Source organism: Ensifer adhaerens, assembly GCF_020035535.1.
GTDB lineage: Bacteria > Pseudomonadota > Alphaproteobacteria > Rhizobiales > Rhizobiaceae > Ensifer.
In genome coordinates this window covers 910,490-928,904 of the sequence record NZ_CP083350.1, presented here as the reverse complement: position 1 = coordinate 928,904, position 18,415 = coordinate 910,490, and the positions used below count along the sequence as shown (strand labels likewise).

At 64.6% G+C, this 18,415-nt stretch carries 18 protein-coding genes; 8 read left to right on the top strand and 10 right to left on the bottom strand.

Translation table 11 applies throughout. From position 1 onward, the window contains the following. The first annotated feature begins 21 nt into the window (after nucleotides 1–21). The 7 genes from LAC81_RS24650 (at nucleotide 22) to leuB (ending at nucleotide 6,616) form a co-directional block, all read left to right on the top strand. Nucleotides 22–972, top strand: coding sequence for an ABC transporter permease (locus tag LAC81_RS24650; protein WP_223729775.1), 951 nt, complete (start codon nucleotides 22–24; stop codon nucleotides 970–972). After that, nucleotides 972–1,832 (top strand): ABC transporter permease, encoded by an 861-nt coding sequence (locus LAC81_RS24645; RefSeq protein WP_223729774.1) that lies wholly within the window; start codon nucleotides 972–974, stop codon nucleotides 1,830–1,832. Before LAC81_RS24650 ends, LAC81_RS24645 begins: the two co-directional genes overlap by 1 nt. Beyond that, nucleotides 1,829–2,845 (top strand): ABC transporter ATP-binding protein, encoded by a 1,017-nt coding sequence (locus tag LAC81_RS24640; RefSeq protein ID WP_223729773.1) that lies wholly within the window; start codon nucleotides 1,829–1,831, stop codon nucleotides 2,843–2,845. The genes LAC81_RS24645 and LAC81_RS24640 overlap by 4 nt, the downstream gene beginning before the upstream one ends. Further along, nucleotides 2,842–3,816, top strand: coding sequence for an ABC transporter ATP-binding protein (locus LAC81_RS24635; RefSeq protein ID WP_223729772.1), 975 nt, complete (start codon nucleotides 2,842–2,844; stop codon nucleotides 3,814–3,816). The genes LAC81_RS24640 and LAC81_RS24635 overlap by 4 nt, the downstream gene beginning before the upstream one ends. 10 nt (nucleotides 3,817–3,826) lie before the next feature. Next, entirely contained in the window at nucleotides 3,827–5,215 is a 1,389-nt protein-coding gene (locus LAC81_RS24630; protein ID WP_223729771.1) for an amidase, read from the top strand. Continuing rightward, nucleotides 5,215–5,442: a hypothetical protein gene (locus LAC81_RS24625; protein WP_223729770.1), complete on the top strand. Its 228-nt coding sequence runs from the start codon at nucleotides 5,215–5,217 to the stop codon at nucleotides 5,440–5,442. The genes LAC81_RS24630 and LAC81_RS24625 overlap by 1 nt, the downstream gene beginning before the upstream one ends. Before the next feature lie 64 nt (nucleotides 5,443–5,506). After that, the gene (gene leuB / locus LAC81_RS24620; RefSeq protein WP_223729769.1) at nucleotides 5,507–6,616 is read left to right on the top strand and encodes a 3-isopropylmalate dehydrogenase; all 1,110 of its coding nucleotides are present in this window, start codon (nucleotides 5,507–5,509) and stop codon (nucleotides 6,614–6,616) included. Nucleotides 6,617–6,995: 379 nt separating this feature from the next. On the opposite strand, the gene LAC81_RS24615 is transcribed toward leuB, so the two are convergent. The 10 genes from LAC81_RS24615 to LAC81_RS24570 form a co-directional block, all read right to left on the bottom strand. Beyond that, nucleotides 6,996–7,745, bottom strand: a complete 750-nt coding sequence (locus LAC81_RS24615; RefSeq protein ID WP_223729768.1) for an SDR family oxidoreductase — start codon at nucleotides 7,743–7,745, stop codon at nucleotides 6,996–6,998. Nucleotides 7,746–7,765: 20 nt separating this feature from the next. Next, complete coding sequence (locus tag LAC81_RS24610; protein WP_223729767.1) at nucleotides 7,766–8,608, bottom strand: fumarylacetoacetate hydrolase family protein; 843 nt, start codon at nucleotides 8,606–8,608, stop codon at nucleotides 7,766–7,768. Nucleotides 8,609–8,650: 42 nt separating this feature from the next. After that, nucleotides 8,651–9,673, bottom strand: coding sequence for a hypothetical protein (locus LAC81_RS24605; RefSeq protein ID WP_223729766.1), 1,023 nt, complete (start codon nucleotides 9,671–9,673; stop codon nucleotides 8,651–8,653). Continuing rightward, nucleotides 9,670–10,563: an SMP-30/gluconolactonase/LRE family protein gene (locus LAC81_RS24600; protein ID WP_223729765.1), complete on the bottom strand. Its 894-nt coding sequence runs from the start codon at nucleotides 10,561–10,563 to the stop codon at nucleotides 9,670–9,672. The genes LAC81_RS24605 and LAC81_RS24600 overlap by 4 nt, the downstream gene beginning before the upstream one ends. Before the next feature lie 9 nt (nucleotides 10,564–10,572). Next, complete coding sequence (locus tag LAC81_RS24595; RefSeq protein ID WP_223729764.1) at nucleotides 10,573–11,685, bottom strand: mannonate dehydratase; 1,113 nt, start codon at nucleotides 11,683–11,685, stop codon at nucleotides 10,573–10,575. Between the two features lie 19 nt (nucleotides 11,686–11,704). After that, nucleotides 11,705–12,490, bottom strand: coding sequence for an SDR family NAD(P)-dependent oxidoreductase (locus LAC81_RS24590; RefSeq protein ID WP_223729763.1), 786 nt, complete (start codon nucleotides 12,488–12,490; stop codon nucleotides 11,705–11,707). Nucleotides 12,491–12,597: 107 nt separating this feature from the next. Then, nucleotides 12,598–13,590 (bottom strand): ABC transporter permease, encoded by a 993-nt coding sequence (locus LAC81_RS24585; protein ID WP_223729762.1) that lies wholly within the window; start codon nucleotides 13,588–13,590, stop codon nucleotides 12,598–12,600. After that, the gene (locus tag LAC81_RS24580; protein WP_223729761.1) at nucleotides 13,587–15,131 is read right to left on the bottom strand and encodes a sugar ABC transporter ATP-binding protein; all 1,545 of its coding nucleotides are present in this window, start codon (nucleotides 15,129–15,131) and stop codon (nucleotides 13,587–13,589) included. The genes LAC81_RS24585 and LAC81_RS24580 overlap by 4 nt, the downstream gene beginning before the upstream one ends. Nucleotides 15,132–15,205: 74 nt before the next feature. Next, nucleotides 15,206–16,165, bottom strand: a complete 960-nt coding sequence (locus tag LAC81_RS24575; RefSeq protein WP_052201675.1) for a substrate-binding domain-containing protein — start codon at nucleotides 16,163–16,165, stop codon at nucleotides 15,206–15,208. A 111-nt stretch (nucleotides 16,166–16,276) separates the two neighbouring features. After that, the gene (locus LAC81_RS24570) at nucleotides 16,277–17,020 is read right to left on the bottom strand and encodes a FadR/GntR family transcriptional regulator (protein ID WP_223729760.1); all 744 of its coding nucleotides are present in this window, start codon (nucleotides 17,018–17,020) and stop codon (nucleotides 16,277–16,279) included. Nucleotides 17,021–17,221: 201 nt separating this feature from the next. On the opposite strand from LAC81_RS24570, the gene uxuA reads away from it, so the two are divergent. Next, nucleotides 17,222–18,412: a mannonate dehydratase gene (gene uxuA / locus LAC81_RS24565; RefSeq protein WP_223730316.1), complete on the top strand. Its 1,191-nt coding sequence runs from the start codon at nucleotides 17,222–17,224 to the stop codon at nucleotides 18,410–18,412. Nucleotides 18,413–18,415: the final 3 nt, after the last annotated feature.

Below are 18,415 nucleotides of genomic sequence, written 5' to 3'. Positions count from 1 at the left end.
CGCTCTTTCCGGGAGGTTGATGTGATTTCCTTCATTGGCGGTCGCCTCGTGTCGCTCTTGCTGACGACGCTGGTCGCCTCAGTCATCGTCTTTCTGCTGATGCAGGTGCTGCCCGGCGACCCGGCCGTACTGATGCTTGGCATGAATGCCGACGCAGATGCGATCGCCGCGCTGCACCGGCAGTTTGGCCTCGATCAGCCGATCTGGATCCGCTACCTCCACTGGATCGGCGGCTTCGTCGTCGGCGATTTCGGCATGAGCCTGACTTACTCGGTGCCGATCCGAGAGCTGCTCGGCCCGCGCATCCTGGTGACGCTGCCGCTGGCGCTGCTCTCCATGGCAATCTCCGTCGTCGTCGCCATCGCTATCGGCGTCTATGCCGCCGCCAACCGCGGCAAGGCCGGCGACACCGTCGTCATGGGCATCGCCCAGGTTGGCGTCGCCATTCCCAATTTCTGGCTCGCTTTGCTTTTCATCCTGCTCTTCGCCCTGAAGCTCGCCTGGTTCCCGGCCTCCGGCTTTGCCGGCTGGGAAGGCGGTATCTGGAACGGCTTGCATTCGCTCATCCTGCCTGCGCTCGCGCTCGGCCTGCCGCTTGCCGCCATTCTCGGCCGCGTCACCCGCTCGGCCGTCATCGAAACGCTCGGCGAAGATTTCATTCGCACCGCCCGCGCCAAGGGGCTTAGCCGTTCCGGCGCGCTCTGGAAGCATGCGGTGCCGAATGCCCTCATTCCGGTCGTCACCATCATCGGCCTGCAATTTTCCTTCCTGCTTGCCGGTACGATCATCATCGAAAACGTCTTCAACCTGCCGGGTATCGGCCGCCTCGTCTTCCAGGCGATCGCCCAGCGCGACCTCGTGACAGTGCAGACGCTGGTGACGCTGCTTGCCGCTTCCGTCATCACCATCAATTTCCTCGTCGATCTGGTCTACGGCTATCTGGATCCGCGCCTGTCGCGGGGAGGCCACTGATGTCCGCTCCCGCAACCGCCGCGCAACCCGGCCTCTTCTCCAAGCTCATCGGCAGCCGAAACCTGACGATCGGCGCCACCGTTACCCTCATCCTCGTGGCGATGGCTGTCGTCTCCTATGTCTGGACGCCCTATTCGCCAACGGCGATGAATTTCCGCGACAAACTGCAGGGGCCGAGCCTTGCCCATTGGTTCGGCACCGACAACTTCGGCCGCGACATCCTGTCGATGATCATGGTCGGCGCCCGCAACTCGATCAGCGTCTCAATCGTCGCGGTTCTCGTCGGCGCCGGCATCGGCGTGCCGCTCGGCGCCTGGGCGGCCGCCCGCGGCGGCTGGGTCGATGGTCTCGTGATGCGCATGAGCGACCTTGCCTTTGCCTTTCCGGCGCTTCTGACTGCTGTCATCATCACCGCGATCTTCGGTCCCGGTGCGACCAATGCGATGATCGCAATCGGCATCTTCAACATCCCGGTCTTTGCCCGCGTCACGCGCGGCGCCTCGATGGGTCTCTGGAAACGCGAATATGTGCAGGCCGCGCGATGCGCCGGCCGCGGCGACGTCGCGATCACGTTTCTGCACATCCTGCCCAACATCAACCACGTGCTGCTCGTCCAGGTGACGATCCAGTTCGCGTTGGCGATCGTCGCCGAAGCCGGCCTTTCCTATGTCGGCCTCGGCACGCAGCCGCCGATGCCGAGCTGGGGCAAGATGCTGAACGACGCGCAGACCTTCATCTATCAGGCGCCGTGGCTCGCGATCTTCCCGGGACTGGCGATCACCTTCGCCGTGCTCGGCCTCAACCTGCTCGGCGACGGCCTGCGCGACATTCTCGACCCGCGCGTGAGGCGGCAAAGATGACGAAACCCTTGCTTCAGATGGCCGGCATGTCGGTCGAACTCACAGCGGGCAAAAACACGGTCGATATCGTCTGCGACATCGATCTTGAGCTCAACCGCGGCGAACGGCTTGGGATCGTCGGCGAATCCGGCAGCGGCAAGTCGATGACAGCACTTGCCGTCATGGGCCTGCTGCCGCAACGCATGCGGGTGCGGGGCGAGCTTTCCTTCGACGGCCGCAATCTCGCGGGCTTGGGCGAAGCCGATTATTGCGGCTATCGCGGCCGGCGCATGGCGATGATCTTCCAGGAGCCGATGACTGCGCTCAATCCGGTCAAATCGATCGGCGCGCAGATCGCCGAGGGGCGGCGGCTGCACCTCGGCGAAACGAAAGCCGATGCCGAGAAGAAGGCGCGTGCGCTTCTCGACCGCGTCGGCCTGCCGGCGCCGCGCTTCGATCTCGATCTCTACCCGCACCAACTCTCCGGCGGCCAGCGCCAGCGCGTGATGATCGCGATGGCGATCGCCTGCGAACCGGATCTGCTGATCGCCGACGAGCCGACGACGGCGCTCGACGTTACGGTGCAGGCGCAGATCCTCGATCTGCTCGACGAACTGATCGAAGACACCGGCACGGCGTTGATGCTGATCACCCACGATCTCGGCGTCGTCTCCGAGATGACCGACCGCATCGCGGTCATGTATGCCGGCCGGATCATCGAGACCGGGCGCACCGACGATGTCTTTGCCCGCATGGCGCATCCCTATGCCCGTGGCCTCTTCGCCGCGTCGCCGCATGGCGCGGCACTCGCGCCGCGACAGCCAAGCGAAGGGCGACCGAGGCTGAACGCCATCCCGGGCATCGTTCCAGACCCTTTTGGCCGTCCGCCCTACTGCTCCTTTGCGGACCGCTGTTCCTACGCCCAGCCGGACTGTCGGCTGGCGATCCCGGCGCTCGACCTGATCAATACCGATGGAAATGTGGAGCATCGCGCCGCCTGCTTTCATCCGCGCGAAAGGATGGTGGCACCGTGAGCGAGGTGATCCTCAAGACCGCCGATCTGGTGCGCGAATACGACCTGCCGCGCCCGTCGATCTTCTCGAAGCAGAGCCGTCTGCGCGTGCTCCATGGTGTTAGCGTCGAACTCGCCGCCGGCCAGAGCCTCGGCATCGTCGGCGAAAGCGGCTCGGGCAAATCGACCCTGGCACGCGCCGTTATGGGACTAGAACGGCCGCGGTCCGGCCAGGTCTCGATCGCCGGCAAGGATATCTACGCGCTCGATCGTGCCGGCCTGCGCGAAGCACGCAAGGGGTTTCAGGCGATCTTCCAGGATCCCTACGGCTCGCTCGATCCGCGCCATACGGTCAGGACGATTATCTCCGAGCCGATCGTTTCGCTGGAGCGTGGGACCGGCACCACAGAACGCAATCGGCGCATCGCCGACGTTCTGGAGGCAGTCGGCCTGCCCTTGGCGTCGGCCGAGAAATATCCGCATGAGTTCTCCGGCGGCCAGCGCCAGCGCATCGCCATTGCCCGCGCGCTGATCACAAGGCCGGCGCTGATCGTTGCCGACGAGCCGGTGTCTGCACTCGACGTCTCGATCCAGGCGCAGGTTTTGAACCTGATGATGGATCTGCAGGAAAAGCTTGGCCTTTCCTACCTCTTCATCAGCCACGATCTCGGCGTCGTTCGCGCCATTACCGATAGGGTCGCGGTCATGCATCTCGGCCGCATCGTCGAGGAAGGGCCGACAACAGAGGTCTTCGACAACCCGCGCCATCCCTACACCCAGGCGCTGGTCGCGGCCGTGCCCAAGCCGTTTTCCGGGCGTCGCAAGCGCGTGCGCTCCGATGGGCCACCGCAAACGCCGGTCCATACCGCCACGACCGCAGCCGGCTGCGCCTATGCCGCCGTCTGTCCTCGCAGGCAGGACATCTGTCTGACCCGTACGCCTGAGGCCAAGCCGGTGACGCCGGCCTGGTCCGCCCGCTGCCATTTTGCCTAGGAAGTGCCCCATGTCCGAACTCGCCGATCTCTCCGCCGTCGATCTTGTCGACGCCTACCGCTCGAAGAAGCTTTCCCCCGTCGACGTCACGGAAGCCGTCATTGCCCGCATCGACGCCTCCGAGCCAAAGCTGAACGCGCTCTGGGCCTATGATCCGACTGAAGCCCGCAAGGCCGCCAAGGCATCAGAAGAACGCTGGGCAAAGGGTGAGCCTCTGGGGGCGATCGACGGCGTGCCGGTGACGATCAAGGAGAACATCGCAACGAAGGGTACCGCCGTGCCGCTCGGCTGCGCCGCCGTGTCTCTGACGCCTGCTGCCGCCGATGCGCCGCCGGCGGCCCGCACCCGCGAGGCGGGCGGCATTCTGCTCGCCAAGACCACCATGCCGGACTACGGGATGCTCTCTTCCGGCCTTTCCAGCTTCCACAAGCTCGCCCGCAACCCGTGGGACCTCTCGGCCAATCCCGGCGGATCGAGCGCAGGCGCAGGCGCGGCTGCCGCAGCCGGCTACGGGCCTCTTCATATCGGTACGGATATCGGCGGTTCGGTGCGCCTGCCGGCCGGCTGGTGCGGCGTCGTCGGTCTCAAGCCTTCGGCGGGGCGCGTGCCGATCAACCCGCCCTTCATCGGCCGCGTCGCCGGGCCGATGACCCGGACGGTTGCCGACACGGCGCTCTATATGTCGGTGCTGTCGCAGCCGGACGCCCGGGACACGATGTCCCTGCCCTATGCCGATCTCCCCTGGCTCGATCTTGATCACGATCCGAAGGGTCTGAAGATCGGCCTCTGGCTCGACGCCGGCTTTGGCCAGTCGGTCACGCAAGAAACGGAACAGGCGGTCAAGAAGGCGGCACAGCTCTTTGCCGATGCCGGCGCGATCATCGAGCCGATCGGCCCCTTCCTGACGCGCGAAATGATCGACGGTCTCGACCGCTTCTGGCGGGCGCGCGGCTGGGAAGACGTGTCGCGCCTTTCGCCGGAAAAGCAGGCGCAGATCCTGCCCTATATCTTTGACTGGATCAAAACGGCCGAGAACTTCTCCGGCCGCGAGGTCTATACCGGCTTCGCCCAGATCGAGGCGATGCGCAACGCGCTGCATGCGGCGCTTTCCGGCTATGACTTCATCCTCTCGCCGACCGCGCCGACGGCCTCCTATCCGGCCGAATGGGCCTCGCCGGTCAACGATCCGCAGAAGCCGTTCGAGCACATCGCCTTCACCGTCGCCGTCAACATGGGCGGCCAGCCGGCGATCTCGCTCAACTGCGGCTATACCGCAAGCGGCCTGCCGATCGGCCTGCAGATCATCGGCCAGCAGTTCGACGATATCGGCGTGCTGCGACTCGCACGCGCCTTCGAGACCATGCGCCCTGAGCAGCGCCCATGGCCGAAGGTGGCATGATGAGCGACACGATGCGTTACACCATCGAGAGCGGCGATCTCGAAAACATCGTTTCCCGCCTGCTCGACATCGTTCGCCGGCTCGGCGTCAGCGTCTCGAAACTCGCGATCGAGGTCGACGGCGGCAACGCCAATCTTGAAATCGCCCTCGCCCCGGCCTCGCAGGCTGTCGCAAACACGCTGCGTGAGCGCATCGGACAGATCGAAGGCGCGAAGGCAGCGGTCTAGCCCGCAACATTACCAACGCGGCCGTGCCGCTTTACACCGACTGAAAACCACAGGAGTGCCGACAATGGCCCGCAAGCTTTTCATCCTCCCCGGCGACGGCATCGGCCCGGAAGCCATGGCGGAAGTCCGCAAAATCATCGCCTATATGAATGCCGAGCTTTCTGCCGGCTTCGTGACGGACGAGGGCCTGGTCGGCGGTTCGGCCTATGACGCCCACGGCCAGGCGATCTCGGAAGAGGACATGGCAAAGGCGCTGGCCGCCGATGCGGTGCTGTTCGGCGCCGTCGGTGGTCCGAAGTGGGATGCGGTGCCTTATGAGGTTCGCCCGGAAGCCGGTCTGCTGCGTCTGCGCAAGGATCTCGAACTCTTCGCCAACCTGCGCCCGGCGATCTGCTACCCGGCGCTGGCCGCCGCTTCCTCGCTGAAGCCCGAGCTGGTCGAGGGCCTCGACATCCTGATCGTGCGCGAACTGACCGGTGGCGTCTATTTCGGTGAACCGAAGGAGATCATCGATCTCGGCAACGGCCAGAAGCGCGGCATCGACACCCAGGTCTATGACACCTACGAGATCGAGCGCATCGCCGGCGTCGCCTTCGAACTGGCCCGCACCCGGAACAACCGCGTCTGCTCGATGGAGAAGCGCAACGTCATGAAGTCGGGCGTGCTCTGGAACCAGGTGGTGACCGAGACGCACAAGGCGAAATATGCCGACGTCCAGCTCGAGCACATGCTGGCCGACGCCGGTGGCATGCAGCTGGTGCGCCAGCCCAAGCAGTTCGACGTCATCGTCACCGACAACCTGTTCGGCGACATGCTGTCGGACGTGGCCGCGATGCTCACCGGTTCGCTCGGCATGCTGCCCTCGGCCTCGCTCGGTGCACCGGACGGTGTCAGCGGCAAGCGCAAGGCGCTCTATGAGCCGGTGCATGGCTCGGCCCCGGACATTGCCGGCAAGGGCATTGCCAACCCGATCGCCATGATCGCCTCCTTCGCCATGTGCCTGCGTTATTCCTTCAACCTCACAAAGGAAGCCGACAATCTGGAAAAGGCGATCGCCAACGTGCTCGACCAGGGCATCCGCACCGGCGACATCATGGCCGAAGGGGCCAGGAGGGTCGGCACGAGCGAAATGGGCGACGCCATCCTCGCCGAGTTCGAGGCGCTGTCTGCTTAAACCAAAGCTGGCACCCGAAGGCGTCGACCCGCACCTGCCGAAAGCCACGAGAAACAAACACCTCCGGAGCGCATCCGGAGGTGTTTTTTTGCGTTTCACGACTTCGTACAAACAATTGCGCGCTGTACTGCGACGCCGCAGAGGGGAGGAGGCAACGAAATCTTCCCTCATTTCTGTGCCTTTCACAGAAATCCAGCAGGCCCAAGTCCTTGGGCCGAAAGGGTCTTTCGACCCGATAGGCGTCGGGTCGCTGGATCCCCGCCACAAGGGCGAGGATGAGGGCGATTGGCTGGCTTCTCTCGGAAATCGAAAACCTCCGGGCCGAGCAGCGGCCGTCGCCGATGATGTTGCGCCGCAAGCCAGCCAGCGGCCGCGTGGCTCAAATCGTGATGCCACCGTCAATATTGATCGCCTGCCCGGTGATGAAGGCTGCCTCGTCGGAAGCCAGGAAGGCGCAGATGGCGGCGACCTCTTCCACCGTCCCAAACCGGCCGGCCGGCTGGCGGCTGATGAAGGACCGGTAGGCCTCGTCCCGGCTTCCAAGCTTTTCGCCGAGTTCGCCGATGCGCTCTTCCAGGGAGGGCGAAGCGACAGTGCCGGGGCAGACCGAATTGCAGCGGATGCCCTGAGAAACGTAGTCAGCAGCCACCGCCTTGGTGAGACCGATGACGCCACCCTTGGCGGCGCCATAGGCGGCACGCCGCGGGAAACCCTTGATCGAGGAGGCGACCGATCCGATGGTGATGATGCTGCCGCCACCCGCCTTCATCTTCGAGATTGCGCCGGCAATGACGTTGTAGGCGCTGTCGAGCGTAATGTTCACCGAGCGCCGCCAATCGGCGGGCGAGCATTCCTCGATCGTGCCCTGATGCACGTAGCCGACCGCGTGCACCAGGATATCGACCCGGGCGAAGGCGTCGAAATAGGCACCGACCGCCACATCATCCGTCGCATCGAGCCGCGTCGTCGTGGCCCCTTCGAGCGTGGCGAGCAGCTCGGCATTGATGTCGCTGGCGTGGACCTCGGCGCCTTCAGCCATCAGTCGTTCGGCGACCGCGCGGCCGATGCCCTGGCCGGCAGCCGTGACCACGGTAATGCGCCCTGCCAAACGTCCCGTCTTTTCCTTCATGGTGAGACCCTTCTGCATGTCTAGAGGGATTGAACGACCTGACGCTGGCGGCCGAGACCGTCGATGCCGAGTTCGACCACGTCACCGGGCCCAAGATAGCGCGGCGGCTTCTTGCCCATGCCGACGCCGGGGGGCGTGCCGGTGCAGATGAGATCGCCGGGCTCCAGCACGCAGAACTCGCTCATGTAGGAGACGATGGTCGCGACGGCGAAGATCATCCGGGCAGTCGAGCCCGCCTGCATGCGCTCGCCGTTGACGTCGAGCCACATCGACAGGGCCTGCGGGTTCGGAACCTCGTCTTTCGTCACAAGCCAGGGCCCCGTCGGGCAGAAATTCGGGAAGCTCTTGCCCTTCACCCACTGGCCGCCGCGCTCCATCTGCCAGGCACGTTCGGAGACATCGTTGACGATCGTGTAGCCGAGGACATGGTCCATAGCCTCGGCGCGCGATACGTTGAGCGCCCGCTTGCCGATGACGATGCCGAGCTCGACCTCCCAGTCCAGCTTCGACATTTTCTCGGAGTGGAGAAGCGGCGCGTTCGGGCCGCAATAGGTCCCGGCTGCCTTGTTGAAGAGGATCGGTTCGGACGGCACTGGCAGTCCCGCCTCTTCCGCATGGTCGGAGTAGTTGAGGCCGACGCACCAGATCGTACCGGGCCTTGCGACCGGCGGCAGGATGTCCGCATCGACCACCGGCATCACAGGGAGCGCCGCGAAATCGGCGCCGGAGAGCACTGCCAAGACACCAGGCAAAGTCTCCGCCGCGAAGTCCTTAACGAGCGAAGACACGTCCCGCGCCTTGCCCTCGCCATCGAGGATGCAGGGCACGGCGGAGCCGTCGACGGTGAGACGCAACAATTTCATTCTCTTGGCCTTTCAGTTGCAAATAGCTGGGCGAGCGACGGCTCAGCCGACCGGAGCGGCTTCGACGGAAAGCCGATAGCGGGTGGTGAAAGCTTGATCGGGTTCGAAGGCAATCGCCGTCGCAACGCCCGATGCCGCGATTGGATTGTCGGCCGTGGAGACCGCCGGCCCGAGATCGAAGGCGGAAGCGATCGGCTCGACGCCGAGCGCCACGTGTCGCCCGTTCCAGGGATAGGCCTTGCGTCCGCGGTTGCTGAACCAGAGCAGAAGGCTCGGAAAATGTTCCTTCTGCCATCTCAGCCGGGCGCGAAACCCCTCGTCGCGGTAGTGGAGCGTAAGGCCACCATCGATACCCGTGAGCTGCAGCAGGTCCTCGGTCTCTTCGACGAGCGGCACTTTAGACGCGTCGATGGTCACACCGCGACGTGTCTCGACCTTGCCGAGCGACGGCCACTGCCGCTCAGGCGAGAACAGAGCCGCGCCCGGTTCGACATCGCCGGGAAAACTCCAGACTTGATCATAGGTAGCCGGTTCGATGGCTACCGAACCGGGGCGGCTCGAGAGCCGGAATGTCGGGTGCAGGCCGATCGGCAGGCGGCACGGACGCCGTGCTTCGATCTCCAGGGTGATGTCGACGGCGGCCGCGTAGGGGTCCGGCACGACCTGCCGGCGAAGCAAGCGGATTGGATGGTTCTCCGGATAACGGCACTCCATCGTTATCTGGCGGTCGTCGCAGGCACCCCACGCCCAATGGGCGTTGGAACTATGGCCATGCGGCACGGCGGCGCCGGCGAAACTCTCACCGTCGACGAACCAGCCTGCAGGAAGCGTGCGGCTGGCGTCGCTGCCGAAAGGCACGCAGGGCCACTCGCCACGCAATTCTTTCAAAATTTCCGGCAGTGTCTCGCGCTCGGGGTCGTTGCCCCAGGGCGCAACGTGCAAGGGGCTGACCTGGCGCCCATCCGGCAGCAGGAACAGCGTCGGGCCGAGCATGCCGCCGAGCGACTGCACCGAGAGGCAGCCATGCGCCCAGGCAAGGGCGCGCCGCGTGGTCTCCGCGCTCACCGGCTTGCCACCCCGAACCGGTTTTCCGGCATTCCGGGTACTTCGACGCGCATGGCATAGAGGCTGCCGGCGAGACGCTCGGCTGGCCCTCCCCCAGCCGTGGTGATGTAAAGCGTCTTCAGGTCGGCGCCACCGAAAGTGCAGGTGGTGATGTTGGTGACCGGCATATCGATCGCCTCGGCAAGGCTGCCATCCGGCGCAACCCGGGCAATGCAGCCACCGCCATAGCGGCAATTCCAGACGAAGCCCTCGCTGTCGATCGCCGAGCCGTCGGGCGAACCGCGATCGAAGCCGGCGAAAAAGTTCCGCTCGTCGGAAATCGAGCCGTCCGTGGCATCATAATCGAACGCATAGATTTCGTTGGCGAGCGTATCGCCGAAATAGAAGGTGCTTCGGTCCGGGCTCCAGCAGAGCGTGTTGGAAATGCCGAGGCCATGCCGCCATTCGGTGACGGCACCATCGGGCGCGATCCGGTAGAGGATGCCTTTGCCCGGCGCAACGTCGCCGAGTTGGCCATCGGGCAGGACGTTGTTCTTCATCGAGCCTACCCAGAAGTTTCCGAGGGGATCGGAGCGACCGTCATTCAGCCGCACCCGCGGCGAACCGGGCAGGACGAAGCCGTGATCCTGCCGCCGGTCCATCTTTGGCCACCACCAGATCAGCTTCGATCCAAGCGCGACGAGCAGGCGGCCGTCCTCGCCCGTCAACGAAATCGCCACCACCGGCTCGTCGAAGAGCCACGTCCTGACCGCGCATATCGCCTCGTCATAGCGGTGGATCAGAAAGCGGTTGATATCGGTCCAGTAGAGCGCCGCCTCGTCCGCCGACCAGACGGCCCCCTCACCACAGCGGTCGCCGACGGGCGCGACACAGACAAGCTCACGGGCCATCTCCGCCTCCTATTCCGCAGCAATGCTTGTCGGGATCGAACGCGCGGGGCCGAGCGCCTCGGCGTTCTGCACCAGCGCCTTCATGTAGCCGAGCGCAAAGGCCTTGCCCGCGTGCCAGGAGGCGCTGCAGGTCATGGCCGGCGTATGGTCGGGGATCATCACCCCCTGGTAGTTTTCGTCGCGCAGGATGCGGATGATCTCGGCCATGTCGATGTCGCCTTCGTCGACGAAGGTCTCGACGTAACGCGGCATCTTTCCGCGCACGTTGCGGAAATGGATGTAGCCGATGCGGCCGGAGCGGGCGAAGCGGCGGACATGCTCGTAGATGTCGCCGCCCGGCATCTCCTGCAGTGAGCCGAGGCAAAGTTCGAGCCCGTTCGACGGCGAGTCAACGATTGACATCAGCCGATCGTATTTCTCCGGACGGTTGACGAGCCGCGCCGTGCCCCGCAGTTCCTCGGCCGGCGGATCGTCCGGGTGGGCACCGAGCACGACGCCCGCCTCCTCGGCGACCGGGACGACCTCCTTCAGGAAGTGGCTGAGGCGCTCCCAGAGATCCGCCGAACTGACGGAAACGGAGGCAGCGCCGGCGACGCCGTGACGATAGCGCATGTTCCAGATCATGCCGTCCGGGATCGGCGCATCCGGGCTTGGGGCGATGCTGTTTTCGACGCCGAAGCCGACGGATTCGGCGCCGCCTCGGGCGTAGGGGCCACGGGTCCAGCCATAGACGCCGGCGAGCGAGAAATTGTAGCCGATGCAGGGAATACCGGCGCGGCCGGCGTCGCGAATGAGCTGCTTCAGCCCCTCGATCTGCTGGGCGCGCTCAGGCCCGTCGAGCAGCACGTCATGCCAGAAGCGCGGCGAGAAGTTCTCGATCGCCGCAACCTCCAGCCCGCCGGCCCTGACATCCTTCACCAGCGCCGACAGCTCTTCGTAAGTCCAGAGCCGGTCACCGGAGCAATCACCCCAGCCGCCCTGGTCGCCACTGTCGATCTTTGGATCTTTGCCGGCGAAATAGTTGGTGAGATGCGCGACCACATGGGTCGCGCCCGCCTGCAAGGCAAACTGAAAGTTATCCGGGGTGAGTTGCTCCCGGTAGAGCCCAAGGCCGATTTTCATCTTGTCGTTTCCTGTCCGATTATTTGACGCCGATGCCGGCAGTGAGGCCGCCGTCGATGCGGAAGTCCGAGCCCGTAACGAAGGCGGCGCGATCCGAGGCGAGATAAGCGACCAGCTCGGCCACCTCCTCCGGCTCGCCGATGCGGCCGATCGGGTGCGCAGCGCCGAAGCGGGCAAAGGCGTCTGTCTCGCTGACGCCCTCGCCGCCATAGGTGCGGGCCGCAAGCGACAGCAGCGGCGTGCGCACCGAGCCTGGGCTGACCGAATTGACCCGGACCTTGGCGGCCGCATGGTCGAGCGCCATGGCCCGGGTCAGCGCATGGATCGCACCCTTGGAGGCGACATAGGCCGCGACATTCTGCTGGCAGGCATGGCCCTGCACCGAGGAGATGTTGACGATCGCGCCGCCGCCGCGCTTCATCATTTCGGGAATGCCGAAGCGGCCGGTGAGATAGATCGAGCCGACATTGACCGACAGGCAGCGCGCAAAGGTCTCGGCGCTGGTGTCAAGCACCGTGCCATAGGGATGGACGGCGGCGGCGTTGACGACGATGTCCAGTCCGCCATGGCGAAGCACCGCCTCGCGCACGGCCGCCTCAACCTCTGCTTCCACGGCGACGTCCGTCAGTCGGGTCGACATCGGCAAGTCGCGCTCTTTGGCTGTGCGGTCGAAGATCTCGTTGGTGGCGACATCGTTGCCACAGGCAAGCACGGTCGCGCCCGACGAGGCAAGCCGGATCGCCGAGGCAAGCCCGATGCCGGACGTGCCGGTGACCAGCGCGATTTTTCCCTTGAATTCAGTCATGATTGTCTCCGCGATGGATCGCGATGATCCAGGCCTGCGTCGACCCGAGATCATGAGCGTGATCGTTAGTCATAAGGGGAGCGGGATGCGGACACCCCGCGCCGGTCTCAGCGCACCCGTTCCAGGACCTGGTTCAAGAGCACGGCGCCGAGGATGATCCCGCCGCGCACGACGTATTGCCAATATTCGCTGACATTCATCAGCGTCATGCCGTTGGAGATGCAGCCGAGGAACAGCACCCCGATCAGGGTGCCCCAGATGCGGCCCTTGCCGCCGAAGAGCGAGGTGCCACCGATGATCACGGCCGCGATCACGTCGAGCTCCATGCCGGTCGCCGTCGTCCCCGTGCCGGCCCCGATCTGCGAGGCGATCAGCGTGCCGGAGACGGCAGTGAGCGCGCCCGTCAGCCCCAGCGTCAGCGCCTTCACCTTCCAGATGTCGATGCCGGAAAGGCGGGCCGCTTCCATATTGCCGCCGACGGCATAAACCTCGCGGCCGAAGCTCGTGTACTTCATCAGGAAGTGCATGGCCGCGAAGGTCAGCGCGAAGATATAGACCGGGAACGGGATGCCGAAGAGGTAACCGCCGCCGAGGAAATCGAAACCGACCGGGAAGGACGACATCGGGAAGCCGCCGGTGATCAGGTTGGCGACACCGCGCAGCGCTGCGAAAAGCGCCAGCGTAGTGATGAAGGTCGGCACGTTGAACCACTGCCGGAAACGGCCGGTGAGATAGCCGAGCGAGAAGCCGAGCAGAAGTGCCACCGCGAAGCCGACGGTGACCGCGCCCCAATCACCGAACGTGTCGGTGAAACGGTCGGCGAACCAGGCAACGATGCAGCCGGCAAGTGCTGCGCCTGCGCCAACGGAGAGATCGATCTCGCCACTGATGATGACGGCGGTCATGCCGAAGGCGATGATACCGAGCATCGACACCGTGCGCAGCACGTTCAAGACGTTGCTGGTGGAGGCAAAGCCCGGTGCGACGAAGATCAGGAAGATCACCAGCGTGGCGAGAATGATCTCCATCGGGTAGGTTTTCAGAAACTTGAGCGGCGTGTTCTGCCCGCCTGTTTCCGTGGTCTGGCTCACGAGTGTCATTGCTTGGCCCCTTCCATGCACAGGCCGTAAAGTTCGGTCAGGTCGGTTTTCGTCGGATCCACCTCGGCGACGACTGCGCCGTGATGCATGACGAGGATGCGGTCGGCGACTTCCAGCACCTCCTCGAGCTCGGTCGAGACGAAAAGGCTCGCAAGGCCATCGGCGGCCTGTTGCCAGATGATGTCGAAGATCTGGCGCTTGGCCTGGACGTCGACGCCGCGGCTCGGTTCATCGAAGAACATCACCGACGGCTGCCGGTTCAGCCATTTCCCGATCACCACCTTCTGCTGGTTGCCACCCGACAGCGACGACACGGGCAGTTCCGGATCGCCGCACTTGATGTGCAGATCGGCGATCTGGCGGCGCACATGCGGCTGTTCGTGCCGGCGCGAGATGAAACCCCTGCTGGAGATCGGGCCGAGGCTCGCCATGCAGAGATTGTCGGCGGTCGAAAGCGACTGCACGAGGCCGACCTCCTTGCGATTTTCCGGCGTGTAGCCAAGCCCCGCCTTGCGCATGTCGCGCGGACTTGCGCCGGTCATGACGCGGCCATTCAGTGTGACGGAGCCGCCATCGATCCGGTCGGCGCCGAAGATCGCCCGCATCAGTTCGGTACGCCCTGCGCCGAGCAGACCGGCGATGCCGAGGATTTCGCCAGGATAGAGATCGAAGGAAACATTGTGAAAATGCCCGGAGCGGCTGAGGTCGCGCACTTCGAGCACCGGCCTGGTGCGATCGAGCGTGCGCCGTGGCGGACGCGTCGCACGGGCGGCATCGCCGAACATCATGCCGACGATCGCCGACGGCGTCGTCGCCTTCATCTCGACCGCGCCGATATAGTGGCCGTCGCGGATCACCGTGCAGGTGTCGGCAATCTCGAAAAGCTCGCTCATGCGGTGGGTGATGTAGATCATCGTCACGCCGCGGGCACGCAGGCGTTCGATCAGCGCGAAGAGCTGCTTGACCTCACGCGAGGCCAGCGCCGAGGTCGGCTCGTCCAGGAGCAGGATCGACGGGTTGAAGGACATCGCCTTGACGATCTCGACCACCTGCTGCTGGCCGACGCTGAGGGCCGAGACCGGCTGGCGGGAATCGATCGCGAGCCCCATATCGGCCAGCAATTCGCCGGCGCGCTTGTGCAGGCCCGCCCAGTCGACGACGCTGAAGCCGGCGCGTCGCTTGTGTGGCAAGCGACCGAGAAAGATGTTTTCCCCGACAGAAAGCTCCGGCACCAGCGAAAGCTCCTGGTGCACGGTGACGATGCCGGCGGCAAACGCATCGTGCGGCGAGGTGAAATGGCGATCCTCGCCATTCACGCTGATCGTGCCGGATGTCGGCTCGGTGACGCCGGCAAGAAGCTTGACGAGCGTCGACTTGCCCGAGCCGTTCTTGCCCATCAGGGCATGCACCTGGCCGGGGGCGAAGCTGTGGGTGAATTCCGAGAGGGCGACAGTCGGGCCGTAACGCTTGGTCACGGCCCGAAAGTCCAGCCGTCCCTGCACCCCTTGCAACGCGGCTGAACTCGGTTGCGAATAGCTCATGCGGATTTCCTGCTGTGCAAGACGAGGGAGTGGCGGGCGCGATGTCCCGCCGCTCGGCTGACGTCAGAACCCAATCACTTCAGGGCCTTCAGGCCTTCCTTGTAGGCCGCGACCGCCTGCGTGTCAGCGCGCGTCAGAGGCAGCACCGGCACGTTGACCTTGGTCTCGATCTTCTTGCCGTCGAGCAGGTTCTGCGCCGCTTCGATCGCCTGCTTGCCGACCTCGAGCGGCTGCTGCGCGGTCGTTGCCTGAAGCACGTTGTCGGAGTTCAAGAGCATGTTGGCGAGCTGCTCGGAACCGTCGGTGCCGAACACGAAGACCTTGCCTTCGAGGCCTGCCTTCTTGACCGCCTGCACCGCGCCGATCGTGCCGCCCTCGTTGGCGGCGTAGATCACCTGAATATCGGGATTGGCCGTCAGCATGTCGCTCGCGACGGCCAGCGCCTTTTCGGCAAGCCAGGCGTCCTGCTGGGCGACGATATCGACCTGATCATTGACGACACTCAGGAACCCGTCGACGCGGGCGTTCGACTGCTCGGGCAGGAGCGCCTTGAAGGCAAGCGTGCCGATCTTGACCTTGCCGCCGTTGCCGAGCGTCTTCAGGAAGTCGGTCGCGGCCTTGCCGGTGCCGATGCCGATATCGCGGTCCGAGCTCGTTACCGTCGCCTGGGCGACATCGCCATTGGCCGAGGTGCCGTAAGTGACGACCGTGATGCCGGCGTCACGTGCCTTCTTCAGCGCCGGCACCGAGGCATCGGCCGAGAGAGGCGCCACAACGATCGAGTTCACGCCGCGGGCAATGTAGGTGTCGATCAGTTGCGCTTCCTTCTCCAGCTTGCTGTCGCTGTTACCGGCAAGAAGCTCGTCGCCGGCAGCTTCCGCCGCCTTTTCCATGCCGATCTGGATGCCGCGGAAATACTGGTCCTGCTGGAACACGATGCCGGCGATCGCCTTGCCGCCAGCAAATGCCGCGCCCGGTGCGAAGCTGACGGTGGCAAGCAGCGCTGCAAGCGCCAGACGTTTCATGTTGCTCATATTGGTTCTCCTCCCAAGTGCCCTGTTCGTGCCGCCGGATCAACGGGCGAAAATCCGGCAAATGGTGGCCCGCACCGCCTGAAGCGCGGTCGGGCCAAATCTCCAAAAATGTTATCGTGGCTGCAGGCCGCCCGGCGGGGCATCGACGAAGCGAATGCCGAACTCCAGATGACGGCTCATCAGGTAGACATAGGCGATCCGGTCGCGGGCCCTCAGCGCCCGAATGATCTCGGCATGCGCCTCGAAGGTCGCCGCGTGCACCGGGCGCTCGGCCTTGCCGAGACGCATGACCTCCTCAATTACCGAGCGCAGCATGTGATAGGCGGCGAGCGTCGTGCGGTTGCCCGAGAGTTCGACGATCGCCGAGTGGAACTCATAGTCGCACTGTGCTGCCGCTTCGACGCTCTCGGCCTCCAGAATGCGGGCATTGATCGCATCCAGCCGGTCGAAATCGGCTTCGCGCGCTGTCAGAATGATGTGTTCACCGACACCGGTCTCGATGATGCGGCGGAAGCCCTGCAGATCGTGAAACGAGTCCGGTGAGATACCGTTGTGAAAGGCGAATAACCGGCGGATCGCTTCGCCATGGCCGCCGCTGATGACGGCGCCCACCTTCGGACGCGTCTCGACCATGCCATAGGCGCGCAGCACCTGCAGCGCCTCGCGCACGGTATTGCGGCCAGCCTGGAACTGTTCGCCGAGATCACGCTCGGTCGGCAGCGCGTCACCGATACCGAGGCCGCGCTCGGAGATCATGTCGCGGATCTGCTCAACGAGGCGATCGACGGCCGAGGTCTTTCCCGGCTCGACGGCCTCCACGCCCGACAATGCATCTTCCCGTACCGAACTGCTCACCCGCCATCCTCCCTGCGATGCTTTATTTGTTGGTCCAGATCGTATATTTCGTCAAGTGAAAATTTGAACGCTTTAGCTGAAGCGATGATTTTCGCGCGAAATCGCCGTTTCAAGGCTTGAATTGTTGGACCAATGGGACATTATTGCCGGGCGTGGTCCAACAATAGCCACGGAAGCGAGTAGGAGTTCTGCATGAGACTGATGGAAGAGTGCTTTCGCTGGTATGGGCCAAACGATCCGGTGCCGCTCGGCCACATCCGGCAGGCGGGCGCCACGGGGATCGTCTCGGCGCTGCACCACATCTATGACGGTTCGCCCTGGTCCGATGAAGCAATCCTGGAGCAGAAGGCGCTGATCGAAGCGGCCGGCATGCGCTGGAGCGTCGTCGAGAGCATTCCGGTGCACAACTCGATCAAGCTCGCGACATCAGAAAGCGCCCGCTACATCGGCTGGTACAAGGATACGCTTCGCGCCCTGGCGCGCTCGGGCATCAGCATCGTCTGCTACAATTTCATGCCGGTGGTCGATTGGACGCGCACGGAGCTGATGCAGCCCCTGGCGAACGGCGGCTATGCGCTGCGCTTCGATGCGGTCGACTTTGCCGCCTACGATCTCTTCGTGCTGAAGCGTCCGCATGTGGAGGACAGCTACTCAGAGCAGCAGATCGCCGCCGCCCGCCAGCGTCTCGACGAGATGGACCAGGCGAAAATCGACCGGATCGAGCGCAATCTGATTGCCGGTCTTCCGGCGACCGAGCGCCAATTCAACCGGGCGAGTTTCCTCGCAGCCCTCTCGGAATATGACGGCGTCACCGCCGACGCTCTGCACGCCAACCTGGCGCGGTTCCTCAGGGAGATCGTGCCGGTCGCCGAGGAAGTCGGTATCCGGCTCTGTATCCACCCGGATGACCCTGCCTTTTCCCTCTACGGTCTGCCGCGCATCGTCTCCACGCCGGCCGACGTCAGGCGCATCCTCGCCGCCGTCGACAGTCCGGCCAATGGCATCACCTTCTGCACCGGCTCCTACGGCACGCGCGCCGAAAACGATCTGCCAGCCATGGTGCGCGAGTTCGGCCCGCGCATCTACTTCGCCCACCTGCGCAATGTCCAACGCGAGGATGACGGCTCGTTCTACGAAGCCGACCATCTCGGCGGATCGAGCGATATGCCGGCGGTGATCCTTGCGCTGATGCAGGAGCAGGAGCGGCGCGTGCAGGAAAGTCGCACCGACTGGCAGATCCCGCTTCGGCCCGATCACGGACATCTGCTCGCCGACGACATCGGCAAGGAGCGGATCAATCCCGGCTATTCGCTGATCGGGCGGCTGAAGGGTCTCGCGGAAATCAGAGGCGTCATGCAGGGCATCGCGACCGCCATGGCGCATAAGGCTTGAGGG

Bases quoted from the DNA above. Each gene is read 5' to 3' on its own strand.
- leuB (WP_223729769.1), top strand. From the start codon at position 5,507: ATGGCCCGCAAGCTTTTCATCCTCCCCGGCGACGGCATCGGCCCGGAA.
- LAC81_RS24585 (WP_223729762.1), bottom strand. From the start codon at position 13,590: ATGACACTCGTGAGCCAGACCACGGAAACAGGCGGGCAGAACACGCCG.
- LAC81_RS24575 (WP_052201675.1), bottom strand. From the start codon at position 16,165: ATGAGCAACATGAAACGTCTGGCGCTTGCAGCGCTGCTTGCCACCGTC.
- LAC81_RS24625 (WP_223729770.1), top strand. From the start codon at position 5,215: ATGAGCGACACGATGCGTTACACCATCGAGAGCGGCGATCTCGAAAAC.
- uxuA (WP_223730316.1), top strand. From the start codon at position 17,222: ATGGAAGAGTGCTTTCGCTGGTATGGGCCAAACGATCCGGTGCCGCTC.
- LAC81_RS24580 (WP_223729761.1), bottom strand. From the start codon at position 15,131: ATGAGCTATTCGCAACCGAGTTCAGCCGCGTTGCAAGGGGTGCAGGGA.
- LAC81_RS24615 (WP_223729768.1), bottom strand. From the start codon at position 7,745: ATGAAGGAAAAGACGGGACGTTTGGCAGGGCGCATTACCGTGGTCACG.
- LAC81_RS24630 (WP_223729771.1), top strand. From the start codon at position 3,827: ATGTCCGAACTCGCCGATCTCTCCGCCGTCGATCTTGTCGACGCCTAC.
- LAC81_RS24595 (WP_223729764.1), bottom strand. From the start codon at position 11,685: ATGAAAATCGGCCTTGGGCTCTACCGGGAGCAACTCACCCCGGATAAC.
- LAC81_RS24645 (WP_223729774.1), top strand. From the start codon at position 972: ATGTCCGCTCCCGCAACCGCCGCGCAACCCGGCCTCTTCTCCAAGCTC.
- LAC81_RS24600 (WP_223729765.1), bottom strand. From the start codon at position 10,563: ATGGCCCGTGAGCTTGTCTGTGTCGCGCCCGTCGGCGACCGCTGTGGT.
- LAC81_RS24640 (WP_223729773.1), top strand. From the start codon at position 1,829: ATGACGAAACCCTTGCTTCAGATGGCCGGCATGTCGGTCGAACTCACA.
- LAC81_RS24590 (WP_223729763.1), bottom strand. From the start codon at position 12,490: ATGACTGAATTCAAGGGAAAAATCGCGCTGGTCACCGGCACGTCCGGC.
- LAC81_RS24610 (WP_223729767.1), bottom strand. From the start codon at position 8,608: ATGAAATTGTTGCGTCTCACCGTCGACGGCTCCGCCGTGCCCTGCATC.